This is a genomic window from Streptomyces djakartensis, assembly GCF_014651075.1.
Classification (GTDB): Bacteria; Actinomycetota; Actinomycetes; order Streptomycetales; family Streptomycetaceae; genus Streptomyces; species Streptomyces djakartensis.
Map to the genome: position 1 here is coordinate 100936 of NZ_BMWE01000022.1, position 12373 is coordinate 113308.

The 12373-nt window shown below is 71.0% G+C and carries 10 protein-coding genes; 2 read left to right on the forward strand and 8 right to left on the reverse strand.

Translation table 11 applies throughout. From position 1 onward, the window contains the following. Positions 1-33: 33 nt before the first annotated feature. The 4 genes from IE212_RS29345 to IE212_RS29360 form a co-directional block, all read right to left on the reverse strand. Entirely contained in the window at positions 34-1386 is a 1353-nt protein-coding gene (locus IE212_RS29345; RefSeq protein ID WP_190200982.1) for a hypothetical protein, read from the reverse strand. A 101-nt stretch (positions 1387-1487) separates the two neighbouring features. Further along, positions 1488-3092, reverse strand: coding sequence for a citramalate synthase (gene cimA / locus IE212_RS29350; RefSeq protein ID WP_190200983.1), 1605 nt, complete (start codon positions 3090-3092; stop codon positions 1488-1490). 339 nt (positions 3093-3431) lie between these two features. Continuing rightward, on the reverse strand, positions 3432-4520 hold the full coding sequence (locus tag IE212_RS29355; RefSeq protein ID WP_190200984.1) for a branched-chain amino acid aminotransferase: 1089 nt from the start codon (positions 4518-4520) through the stop codon (positions 3432-3434). Positions 4521-4761: 241 nt separating this feature from the next. Then, positions 4762-5805, reverse strand: coding sequence for a 3-isopropylmalate dehydrogenase (locus IE212_RS29360; protein ID WP_190200985.1), 1044 nt, complete (start codon positions 5803-5805; stop codon positions 4762-4764). A gap of 154 nt (positions 5806-5959) precedes the next feature. On the opposite strand from IE212_RS29360, the gene IE212_RS29365 reads away from it, so the two are divergent. Continuing rightward, complete coding sequence (locus tag IE212_RS29365) at positions 5960-7531, forward strand: purple acid phosphatase family protein (RefSeq protein ID WP_190200986.1); 1572 nt, start codon at positions 5960-5962, stop codon at positions 7529-7531. 58 nt (positions 7532-7589) lie between these two features. Here the strand turns inward: IE212_RS29365 and IE212_RS35475 are convergent, their stop codons facing one another. The 4 genes from IE212_RS35475 to IE212_RS29380 all read right to left on the reverse strand — a co-directional run bounded on the left by IE212_RS35475 (position 7590) and on the right by IE212_RS29380 (position 11349). Further along, a complete protein-coding gene (locus IE212_RS35475; protein WP_268250804.1) occupies positions 7590-7721 on the reverse strand; it encodes a hypothetical protein in 132 nt (43 codons plus the stop codon). 244 nt (positions 7722-7965) lie between these two features. After that, positions 7966-8508, reverse strand: coding sequence for a GNAT family N-acetyltransferase (locus tag IE212_RS29370; protein WP_190200987.1), 543 nt, complete (start codon positions 8506-8508; stop codon positions 7966-7968). 95 nt (positions 8509-8603) lie between these two features. Then, positions 8604-10235, reverse strand: a complete 1632-nt coding sequence (pruA, locus tag IE212_RS29375; protein WP_190200988.1) for an L-glutamate gamma-semialdehyde dehydrogenase — start codon at positions 10233-10235, stop codon at positions 8604-8606. Between the two features lie 187 nt (positions 10236-10422). After that, positions 10423-11349 carry a proline dehydrogenase family protein gene (locus IE212_RS29380; RefSeq protein WP_190200989.1) on the reverse strand — a complete coding sequence of 309 codons (927 nt, stop codon included), beginning with the start codon at positions 11347-11349 and terminating at the stop codon, positions 10423-10425. Between the two features lie 190 nt (positions 11350-11539). Here IE212_RS29380 and IE212_RS29385 point away from each other — a divergent pair. Then, on the forward strand, positions 11540-12373 hold an 834-nt coding region (locus IE212_RS29385; protein ID WP_229864631.1), incomplete at its 3' end, for a PucR family transcriptional regulator.

Sequence of the window (12373 nt, forward strand, 5' to 3'; positions counted from 1 at the left end):
ACTGCTTCTGCCCGGTACGGCCGAGGGCCGGGGTCAGAACCCGCCCCCGAAGTCACCTCCGCCGAAGCCACCGCCGCCGAAGTCCCCGCCGCCGCCGAAGCCGCCCCCGAAGTCGCCGGTGTCGAAGTCCGCACCGGAGACGTCGCCGCCCTCATAGCCGCCGAAGTCGCCGTAGCCGGAGCCGTAGTCGGCCGCGTAGGCGGGGCCGGCCATCATGCTGCCCAGCAGGGTGCCGACGAGAAGGCCGGGCAGCAGGCCGCCGCCGAAGTAGCCGCCGGCCCACGGGCCGTACGCCGGCCCGGCCTCCCAGTACGGGCGTCGGCCGTAGTCGGTGTCGACCTCCCGGATCGCCGGGTCGCGGCCCTCGGCGAGACGGGTCCGGTCGGCCGCACAGACCGGGACCTCGCGCTCGGACCCGCCCGGCGGAGTCCAGGCGGCGTCGGCGACCGAGGGGCCGTGGCGCGGGTCGAAGAAGCACGGTGGACGGCGCTCGGGCAGCGGGCCGCCCGAACGGCGGGCCGCGAGGAGCGTCAGGGAGAACCGGCCGTCCTCCACGGCCTCGGTGACGGCCTTCACGTCCTCCGGTCTCGTCGCGGCCGCCATCAGGGACTTCGACTGCTCGTAGGCGTCCAGGGCCCGTTCGTAGTCGGCGCGCATCGCGTCGTCGGCGCCCGGCTCCCCGGGGTGGAAGTCGAGCCGGTCCAGCTCCTCGCCGAAGGCCGTGATGTCCTCGTCGACCACCACGCGCAGCTTCTCCAGCGCGGCCCGCTGCTCCTCCTCGTGGCGGCGGCGGTTGCGCCGGACCATCGCGTAGGCGCCCGCGCCGCCGGCCGCGACCAGGGCCCCGACCGTGATCAGGCCGCCGACGGGAACGTCGACGCCCGCACCGTCGCTCCAGCTGCTCGGCGCCGAACCGCCCACGTTGCGCAGGGCGTCGTCGACGAAGTCGTTCAGCTGGGCCTTGGCGTCGCCCGCGCCCTGCACGGACGTGACCAGGTTGGACACCGACTGGCGGCTCATCACCGCGCTGTCGGCGCGGGCGTCGAACTTCTCGCCGAGGCGGATGCCGTACAGGCCGGTGACGCCGGTCTCGGTGCGCAGGTTCCGGAAGAGGTCCTGCGTGGGATAGCCGGCCGGCAGGACCGCCACGAAGACGGGCTTGTCCGCGTCCTTGATCTTGTCGGCGAGCGCCTCGGCGTCCGACGCGGCGAGCTGGCCGGAGGCGGCCGGATCGACGTAGACGGGATTCTCGCGCAGCTCGCCGGCGACGTGGGAGAGGTCGGTGGCCGCGTGCGCCCCGGGCGCACCGACCACCAGCGCCGCCAGTACGGCGGCGACCGGAACGATCAGCAGACGTACGAGGGTACGCACCAGCGCGGCCTTCATACTTCGAAACTACCCGAATAAGGACATAAACGGATATGCATGGGGCCACGATCGCGGTGGCGGGTGCGCCTGCGCTGCCCGGCGGACCCGCCGACCCGCTGCTACTCCGCCGGATCGACCCCGGCCCGCAGCAGCCCGTACGTGTACGCGTCCTCCAGCGCCTGCCAGCTCGCGGCGATGACGTTGTCGGCCACGCCCACCGTCGACCACTCGCCCGAGCCGTCCGAGGTGGAGATCAGGACGCGGGTCGTGGAGTTGGTGCCGTGCTTGCCCTCCAGGATGCGGACCTTGTAGTCCACCAGCTCCAGCTTGGCGAGCTGCGGGTAGATCTTCTCCAGGCCCACGCGCAGGGCCCGGTCCAGGGCGTTGACGGGGCCGTTGCCCTCTGCGGTGGCGACGATGCGCTCGCCCTTGGCCCACAGCTTGACCGTGGCCTCGTTGGCGTGGGACCCGTCGGGCCGGTCCTCGACGATGGCGCGCCAGGACTCGACCTCGAAGTAGCGCAGCGGCCCGCCCTGGACCTCGGCGCGCAGGAGCAGTTCGAAGCTCGCGTCCGCGGCCTCGTAGGTGTAGCCCCTGAGCTCGCGCTCCTTGACCCGCTCGACCACCCGGCCGACCAGCTCCCGGTCGCCGCCGAGGTCGACGCCGAGCTCCTTGCCCTTGAGCTCGATGGAGGCCCGGCCCGCCATGTCGGAGACCAGCATCCGCATGGTGTTGCCGACCTGCTCGGGGTCGATGTGCTGGTACAGGTCGGGGTCGACCTTGATGGCCGAGGCGTGCAGGCCGGCCTTGTGGGCGAAGGCGGAGAGGCCGACGTAGGGCTGGTGGGTCGAGGGGGTGAGGTTGACGACCTCGGCGATGGCGTGCGAGACGCGCGTCATCTCGCGCAGGTGCCCCTCGGGCAGGACCTTCTTGCCGTACTTGAGCTCCAGGGCCGCCACGACCGGGAAGAGGTTCGCGTTGCCGACGCGCTCTCCGTAACCGTTGGCCGTGCACTGCACGTGCGTCGCGCCCGCGTCGACGGCGGCCAGGGTGTTGGCGACCGCGCACCCCGTGTCGTCCTGGGCGTGGATGCCGAGCCGCGCGCCGGTGTCGGCGAGGACCGTGGAGACGACCGCCTGGATCTGCGCCGGGAGCATGCCGCCGTTGGTGTCGCAGAGGATCACCACGTCCGCGCCCGCCCGGGACGCCGTACGGACCACGGACTTCGCGTACTCGGGGTTCGCGCGGTAACCGTCGAAGAAGTGCTCGCAGTCGACGAAGACCCGGCGGCCCTGCTCCTTCAGGAACGACACCGTGTCGGAGACCATCGCCAGGTTCTCGTCCAGGGTGGTGCGCAGGGCGAGTTCGACATGGCGGTCGTGCGACTTGGCGACCAGCGTGATCACCGGGGCGCCGGACTCCAGCAGCGCCTTGACCTGCGGGTCCTGAGCGGCGGTCGTGCCGGCCCGTCGGGTGGAGCCGAACGCGACCAGCTGTGCGTGCCGGAACTCGATCTCCTGCCGGGCACGGGCGAAGAACTCGGTGTCGCGGGGGTTCGCGCCGGGCCAGCCGCCCTCGATGAAGCCCACACCGAAGTCGTCCAGGTGGCGAGCGATGGCGAGCTTGTCGGCGACGGTGAGGTTGATGCCCTCCCGCTGGGCGCCGTCGCGCAGGGTGGTGTCGAAGACGTGGAAGGAATCGTCGAGCTCGCTGCTTGCGGTCATGGTCTCAAGGCTCCTGAGAAGGGGATCTCGGTCGTACCGGAATGACCGGCTCCACCGCCCTCACATACTCCCTTGCGCTCTCGCCTCCGGCTGTGGGTGGGCCAGAAATGCGAAAAACCTCTCGCGGGTGCGAGAGGTCTGCGCGCGGGTCGAGGACGACGGTGTCCGCCCGTACCTGGTCGTACGTAGCGGTCACTGCGGACCGGCGCGCCTGCTGCCAATAATCATGGCGAACGAGAGCACGGGGGCAGTCTGGCACAAACTGTCCCCGCGCTCACCGTCCGTCTCAGAATGCGAGCACCGGACCGCTCAGCGTGTCCGGCGGACGCGGGCCGGATGTCAGCCCAGCGTGTGCATCCAGCCGTGCCTGTCCTCGGCGGTGCCGCGCTGGATGTCGAGGAGGGCCTTGCGGAGCCTGAGGGTGACCTCGCCGGGCTCACCGCCCGACTGCCGCCACTCGGCGCCGGTGCGCTTGACCGTGCCGACGGGGGTGATGACCGCGGCCGTGCCGCAGGCGAAGACCTCGGTGAGGGTGCCGTTCTCGGAGTCGCGCTGCCACTGGTCGATGGAGACGCGGCCCTCCTCGGCCTCGTAGCCCAGGTCGCGGGCGACGGTCAGCAACGAGTCACGCGTCACGCCTTCCAGGATGGAGCCCGTCAGCGAGGGGGTGACGATCTTGTCGCCGTACACGAAGTACAGGTTCATCCCGCCGAGCTCCTCGACCCACTGGTGCTGCACCGCGTCGAGGTAGCACACCTGGTCGCAGCCCTTGGCCGCGGCCTCGGCCTGGGCGAGCAGGGACGCCGCGTAGTTGCCGCCCGTCTTGGCGTCGCCCATGCCGCCGGGGACGGCACGCACCCGGTCCTCGGAGACCCAGATGGACACCGGCTTCACACCACCGGGGAAGTACGCGCCGGCCGGCGAGGCGATCACCAGGAACAGGTACTCGTTGGCCGGCTTCACACCCAGCCCGACCTCGGTGGCGATCATGAACGGGCGCAGGTAGAGGGACTCCTCACCGCCGTGCGCCGGCACCCACGCCTTGTCCTGCCTGACCAGGGCGTCGCACGCCTCGATGAACGTCTCGACCGGCAGCTCCGGCATCGCCAGCCGCCGCGCGGACCGCTGGAAGCGCTCGGCGTTCTTCTCGGGCCGGAAGGTGGCGACCGAGCCGTCGGGGCGGCGGTAGGCCTTCAGCCCCTCGAAGATCTCCTGCGCGTAGTGCAGGACGGTGGTGGCGGGGTCGAGGGAGATCGGCGCGTACGGCACGAGCTGTCCGTCGTGCCAGCCGCGGCCTTCGGTCCACTTGATCGTCACCATGTGGTCGGTGAAGTGGCGGCCGAAGCCGGGGCTGGCCAGGATCGCCTCGCGCTCGCTGGCGGAGAGCGGGCTGGCGGAGGGCTTGAGCTCGATCGTGGGCGTCGTCATGGGTTGATGTCCTTCACCGGTTGTAGTGACGGGCCGCGCTCGGTGCTGCTCTGATGGTGACCAGTGCTAGGACTTCCGAGCATTCCCTCATTCCGCGGCCTCGCGTTCGATTATCGCCCGGGGGCGGCGGCGGAAGGAACGGGGCGAGTACGGCCCGGTGGTCGATGGTGGCACCCGGCGGGAACATGCGGAAGCCGCCGGGTGCGGATGCGACCCGGCGGCTTCGCGGAGCAGCGGCGGGTCAGCCGGCTACTCGTACGGCGAGCGCGTCACCGATCTCCGAGGTGGAGCGGGCGGGCTTGCCGGTGCGCTCCGAGAGGTCGGCGGAGACCGCCTCGTCGATGCGGGCGGCCTCGGCCTCGTAGCCGAGGTGGCGCAGGAGCAGGGCGACGGACAGCACGGTGGCGGTCGGGTCGGCCTTGCCCTGGCCGGCGATGTCCGGGGCCGAGCCGTGCACGGGCTCGAACATGGACGGGAACTCTCCGGACGGGTTGATGTTGCCGGAGGCCGCCACGCCGATGCCGCCGGAGACGGCCGCGGCGAGGTCGGTGATGATGTCGCCGAAGAGGTTGTCGGTGACGATCACGTCGAAGCGCTCGGGCTGGGTGACCAGGTAGATGGTGGCCGCGTCGACGTGCATGTACTCGGTGGTGACCTCGGGGAACTCCTCGGCCACCTTGTTGAAGACGTTCGTCCACAGGTGGCCCGCGAAGGTCAGCACGTTGTTCTTGTGGATCAGCGCCAGCTTCTTGCGCGGGCGGGCCTGGGCACGCGCGAAGGCGTCACGGACGACGCGCTCGACACCGTAGGCCGTGTTCACGGACACCTCGGTGGCGACCTCGTGCTCGGTGCCCTTGCGGATCGTGCCGCCGTTGCCGGTGTACGGGCCCTCGGTGCCCTCACGGACCACGACGAAGTCGATCTGCGGCTCGCCGGCCAGCGGGGTGGCGACACCCGGCAGCAGCTTCGAGGGACGCAGGTTGACGTGGTGGTCGAAGGCGAAGCGGAGTTTGAGCAGGAAGCCGCGCTCCAGGACGCCGGACGGCACGCTTGGGTCCCCGATCGCGCCGAGCAGGATGGCGTCGTGCCGCTTCAGGGCGTCGAGGTCGGCGTCGGTGAGGGTCTCACCGGTGGCGTGGTAGCGCCTGGCGCCGAAGTCGTACTCCTCGGTCTCCAGCTTCACATCCTGCGGAAGGACGGCGGAGAGGACCTTCAGGCCTTCGGTCACGACCTCCTGGCCGATGCCGTCACCGGGGATCACTGCGAGATTGATGCTGCGAGACATGCGGGCACCCTACTCCTCGTCCCATGGGATGACATGCGGTGTCCGTGATGCGGACAGCGCCATGGCGCCCGCCCGGCGGGCCGCACGCGGTCGCCGGTTTCCGTTCACCTGTGGGTGGTGCGGGTGTTGGGCTCCGCTGGGAAGCTGACTCGGCATGGAGATCCCTTATTTCGGCGTCCCGCCCGAGCTCGCCCGCCGGATGAGCATGGCCGAACAGCACGAGTACCTGCGGACGCGGCTGTCGCGGCGCCGCGCGCTGGTGACGGCCGGCGCGGTGGCGGGCGGCCTGCTGACCGGCTGTTCCGGTTCGGGGCCGGGGAGCTCATCCACGGCGGCCGGGAGCCCGTCGCCCAGCACGTCGAAGGCCCCGGGCTCCCTCATCACGCCCTTCGGCCGCCATCTCGCCTTCGGCGCCGACCCGAAGACGCAGATGCGGATCTCCTGGCAGGTGCCGCTCGCGGTGCGCAAACCGTACGTCCGCGTCGGCCTGCGCCCCGACGACCTCGGCCGCGGGATCGAGGCGGAGTTGCGCGATCTGCGCACCCCGGAGCTGAAGGGCGTACGGGCGGCGGTCGAGCAGTACTACCTGCACGCGGCGCTGGACGGCCTGCGCCCGCGCACGACCTACTACTACGGCGTCGGTCACGAGGGCTTCGACCCGGCGTCCCCGCGGCACCGGTCCACCGTCACGTCGTTCCGCACGGCGCCCGCGAGTCCGCCCGAGCGGTTCGTGTTCACCGCGTTCGGCGATCAGGGCGTGGGCGAGGAGGCGGCCCTCAACGACCGTGTGCTGATGCGCCAGAACCCTGTCTTCCACCTCCACGCCGGCGACATCTGCTACGCCGATCCGACCGGCAAGGGGAAGGAGTCGGACGTCTTCGACGCCGGGCAGTGGGACCGGTTCCTCAAGCAGACCGAGCCGGTGGCCAGGTCGGTGCCGTGGATGGTGACGACCGGCAACCACGACATGGAGGCCTGGTACTCACCGGACGGCTACGGCGGCCAGCTCGCCCGCTTCTCGCTGCCGGACAGCGGCTTCGACGCCCGCACGGCCCCGGGTGTGTACGCCTTCACCTACGGCAACGTCGGCGTGGTCGCGCTGGACGCGAACGACGTGTCGTACGAGATACCGGCCAACTTCGGTTACACGCAGGGGCGGCAGACGAGGTGGCTGGACCGCAAGCTCCGTGAACTGCGGGCCGCCGACGACGTCGACTTCATCGTCGTCTTCTTCCACCACTGCGCCTACTCGACGTCCACGCACGCCTCCGACGGCGGAGTGCGCGCCGAGTGGGTGCCGTTGTTCGCCGAGCACCAGGTGGACCTGGTGATCAACGGGCACAACCACGTCTACGAGCGGACCGACGCCGTCAAGAACGGCGAGGTGGGCAGGCCGGTCCCGGTCGGCGGGGCGACGGACCCGCGCCGGGACGGGATCGTGTACGTCACCGCGGGCGGGGGCGGCAAGGAGCTGTACGGCTTCCCGGACGGCGTGAAGGAGAGCTACGAGGGCCATCCCGCCGACCGCGAGCCGGTCGCCACGTTCCGTTGGACCAAGTCCCGGGACGCCGACGCAGAGTCGGTGCAGTGGTCGCGGGTGCGCTACCGGGGGTTCTCGTTCCTCTCGGTGGAGGCCGTGAGCGGCGCCGCGCCGCGGCTGAACGTGTCGGCGCTGGCGTCGAGCGGTGAACGGATCGACCACTTCGAGGTGCGGCGCGGGGCGTGAGACCCCGCGCCGCGCCTCGTCGGGTGCGGCTCCCGGACGGGGGTCGGTGCGGTGCGGCTCAGTGGCCGGTGGATCCGCCGTTGTCCCTGCGGTCGAGGGCGCGCTGGAGAGCGGCGGCGGCGTTCTTGCGGTCGGACTCGCTCATACGGGAGAGGTGACGGACTCGGCGGCGGACGGTCGTCTCGGCCATGGGAAATCGACTCCTTCGACAGCATGGAGCGCGGAGAGATACGAGACGCCGGAGGTGGCGGGGAGCGGTGCCGCAGGGGTTTCCTGCACGGGGCCCGGCTCACGACCGCCCTTCGCTGGATCGAGCGAGACGTTCGGCTTCTACAAAAATAAGGGAGGCCGGAGCGTCTGTCTGCACAATTACTCGGACTTCCTACTATCTGAGACGGTGGACCGGGTCACACCGCTCTGACCTGCGGCGACAGTCAGAGCACGTCGCCGTCGCGCCAGTCGAAGACGAGTTCGCCGGCGGGGTCGAGCGGACCGGCGAGGGCAGGGCGGACGTACGTGCTGTCCTCTTCCTCCGGCAGGCGGACGACGCCGTCGAGCGGGCTGAGGGCGTGTACCTCCCCGCGCCACAGCCGCCAGCCGCGGGAGGTGTAGAGGCGGGCGCCCTCGTCGCCGGCGGAGAGGGCGCCGAGATCGTAGGCGCGGTCGACGACGCGTTCCAGCTCCGCCATGACCCGCCCGCCGAGGCCGGTGCGGCGGGCGTCGGCGCGGACGGCGACGTTCTCGACGTACCCGGCGCGCAGCCACCGGCCCCGGTGCCGCACCCGGCGCATCACCACCGCCCCGTGCGCGGCCAGTCCGGAGGCGTCGTACACGAGGGCGTGCACGCCTCCGAGGCCATGGTCCCAGTCCTCGTCGCTGAAGTCGCCGTCGAAGGCGGCGTCCAGGAGGCCCCGTGCGGCACGGAGTTCGGCGTGGGTGAGGTCGGCGGTGTGGGCGGTGTTCGCTCGGGCGGTCATCGGCCCAGTATGCGAACGGGCCGGTTGGCTCTCGACCGGTTTTCGAACGCCGACGGGCCAGGTCCTTCGACCTGGCCCGTCGGTTCCGTGGGGGCTCAGCCCATGTGCGGGTAGGTGTAGTCGGTCGGCGGGACCAGGGTCTCCTTGATGGCACGGGTCAGGGTCCAGCGCATCAGGTTCTGCGGGGCGCCGGCCTTGTCGTTGGTGCCGGAGGCGCGGCCGCCGCCGAAGGGCTGCTGGCCGACGACCGCGCCGGTCGACTTGTCGTTGATGTAGAAGTTGCCGGCCGCGTAGCGGAGCCGGTCCGCCGTGTAGGCCGCCGCCGCGCGGTCGTTCGCGATGACCGAGCCGGTGAGGGCGTAGTCGGAGACCGACTCCATCTGCGTCAGCATCTCGTCGTACTTGTCGTCCTCGTAGACGTGCACGGCGAGGATCGGGCCGAAGTACTCGGTGCGGAAGACCTCGTTCTCCGGGTCGGTGCACTCGATGACCGTCGGGCGGACGAAGTACCCCTCGGAGTCGTCGTAGCTGCCGCCCGCGACGATCGTGCAGGAGGCGTCCTGCTTGGCGCGGTCGATGGCGGCCTTGTTCTTGGCGAAGGCGCGCTCGTCGATGACGGCGCCGATGAAGTTCGACAGGTCGGTGACGTCGCCCATCCTGATGCCGTCGACCTCGGCGGCGAACTCCTCCTTGAAGCCGGAGTTCCAGATCGAGGCGGGGACGTACGCCCGGGACGTGGCGCTGCACTTCTGGCCCTGGTACTCGAAGGCACCCCGGGTCAGCGCCGTCTTCAGGATCGCCGGGTCGGCCGACGGGTGGGCGACGAGGAAGTCCTTGCCGCCGGTCTCGCCGACCAGGCGCGGGTAGGTGCGGTACTTCTCGATGTTGTTGCCGACCGTCTTCCACAGGTACTGGAAGGTCTTGGTCGAGCCGGTGAAGTGGATGCCGGCGAGGTCGCGGTGCTCCAGGGCGACCTTGGAGACCTCGATGCCGTCACCGGTGACGAGGTTGATGACGCCCTTGGGCAGACCGGCCTCCTCCAGCAGCTGCATCAGCAGCACGGCGGCGTGGGTCTGCGTCGGGGACGGCTTCCAGACGACGACGTTGCCCATCAGCGCCGGGGCCGTCGGCAGGTTGCCCGCGATCGCGGTGAAGTTGAAGGGCGTGATCGCGTAGACGAAGCCCTCGAGCGGGCGGTGGTCCAGGCGGTTCCACACACCCGGGGAGTTGGCGGGGGGCTGCTCGGCCAGGAGCTTGCGGGCGTAGGAGACGTTGAAGCGCCAGAAGTCGATCAGCTCACAGGGCGTGTCGATCTCGGCCTGCTGGGCGGTCTTGGACTGGCCGAGCATGGTGGAGGCGGCGAGCGTCTCGCGCCACGGCCCGGACAGCAGCTCGGCGGCGCGCAGGATGATCGCGGCGCGGTCGTCGAAGGACAGGGCGCGCCAGGCGGGCGCGGCGGCCAGGGCCGCGTCGATGGCGTCCTGGGCGTCCGCTTGCGTGGCGTTGCGGTACGTGCCGAGGACGGCCTGGTGGTTGTGCGGCTGGACGACCTGGAAGGCCTCGCCGCCGCCCATCCGCTTCTCACCGCCGATGGTGCAGGGCAGGTCGACGGGGTTGTCGGCGAGCTCCTTCAGCCTGGCTTCCAGCCGGGCGCGCTCGGGCGAGCCGGGGGCGTAGCCGTGCACCGGCTCGTTGACGGGGGTGGGGACCTGGGTCACAGCGTCCATGTTGTCCGTAACTCCTTACTGAGCGGTGATTCGGTTTCGGCCCCGGAGGGCTGTCAGCCCTTGGTGAGCGTCGAGCGGGCGGAGAAGCGCAGGCCGGCCGGCCTCTCCGCGAGACGCCTCACGCTGTGCTTTCCCGGGGGGCAACCCCCGGGCCCCCGGCAGACGCCGCAGTACTGCCGCGTTTCCGTCAGCCACGGGTGATCACGCTCCGGGCGAAGAACCTCAAGTTGGCCGGCTTCTCCGCGAGACGCCTCATGAAGTAGCCGTACCAGTCGGTGCCGTAGGCGGTGTACACGCGCATGCGGTGGCCCTCGGCGGCCAGCCGCAGGTGCTCCTCGGCGCGGATGCCGTAGAGCATCTGGAACTCGTACTCGTCCGGCTTGCGCCCGGCCTGGTGGGCGAGCTCCTGGCCGATGGCGATCAGACGGGGGTCGTGGGAACCGATCATCGGGTACCCCTTCCCCTTCATCAACGTCCGGAGGATCCGGACGTATGCCCGGTCGATCTCGTGTTTTTCCTGGTACGCGACCGAGGCCGGTTCCTTGTACGCGCCCTTGACCAGCCGTACCCGGCTGCCGCTCGCGGCGAGGCGGCGGGCGTCGGCCTCGGTGCGGAAGAGGTAGGCCTGGATGACGCAGCCGGTCTGCGGGAAGTCCTTGCGCAGCTCCTCGTGGATGGCGAACATCGAGTCGAGGGTGGTGTGGTCCTCGGCGTCCAGGGTGACCGTGGTGCCGATCTCGGCGGCCGCCTCGACGACCGGGCGGACGTTGGCGAGGGCCAGTTCATGACCGCCTGCCAGGGCCTGCCCGAACATCGACAGCTTCACCGACATCTCGGCGCGGGTGCCGAGCTCCAGCGGCTTCAGGCGGTCGATCAGCTCCAGGTAGGCGTCCCGGGCCGCGGCGGCCTGGGCGGGACTGGTGATGTCCTCCCCGACGACGTCCATCGTCAGTTCCAGGCCCTGCTCGGCGAGGCTCCGGATGACCGGGACGATGTCCTCGACGTCCTCGCCGGGGATGAAGCGGTCGACGACCTGCTTGGTCACCGGGGCCGCGGAGACCAGGCGTCGCATCCGGTCGCTGCGGGACGCGGCGAGAATCACGGGACCCAGCACGGGGCACCTCCAGAGCACAACCAACGGGTGGCCGGACCCCGGGCGGATGACGCTTCGGGTACGGCGCGGAGAACCACCGTGAAACCTAAGGATCCCTCCGATCGTCGGCCATCGACAGCTGTCACGCATCCGTGCCGCAGATCTCAGACAGATGTATGAAGGCGGCCGCGAGGTGCGCGACAATGCGGGGATGACGTCGGAACACAGGGGCGACTACGAGGAGCTGGTCGACGAGATCTCGGAACTGCTCGGGGCGCCCGCGACGCTGGAGAACCGGGACTTCGAGCTGATCGCCTTCGGCGTGTACGACAGTGAGGGCGACCTCGATCCGTCGGCCCTGGACCCGGTGCGCACCCGCTCGATCCTCACCCGCCGCTCGACGGCGGCGGTCCGGGCGTGGTTCGAGGGCTTCGGCATCACGCGCGCGACCGGTCCGGTGCGGATCCCGCCGACGCCCGAGGCCGGGGTGTACCGGGGGCGGATCTGCCTGCCCGTACGGCACCGGGGCGTGGTCCACGGCTACGTCTGGCTCCTGGACGACGATCCGGGGCCGAGCGACGACCAGCTGTCCGCCGCGATGCGGGTCACCGCCCGTATCGGCGCGCTGCTCGCGGACGAGGCGCAGCACGGGGCGGACCTCAGCCGTGAGCTGCGGGCGGTCCTCACGGCCGAGCGCGGCTGGCAGCGGGACATGGCGATCGCGGAGCTGCGCACCGCCCTCGGCTCCCGCGCCGACGGGCCGCACACGATGGTCTGCGTCGCGCCCTGGCCGTCGGCGGACCCGGACGACGCGCCCTCGGTGCGGGCGGTGCCGGGAGCGACGGCTCTGTGCACACTGCCGTGGGGAGCGGCCGACCAGTGCGTGGCGGTGCTCATCCGCTTGCGCTCGACGGACGTCCTGACTCCGGCGACGACGGCGGCGGGGCGGCTGCTGGAGCGCGCCGGCGGAGGAACCGGACCGGGCGGCGTGGCCGGCGCGCCGGCGCGACAGACGGGCGGCCCCCCGGGCGCATCGGCCGCCGGC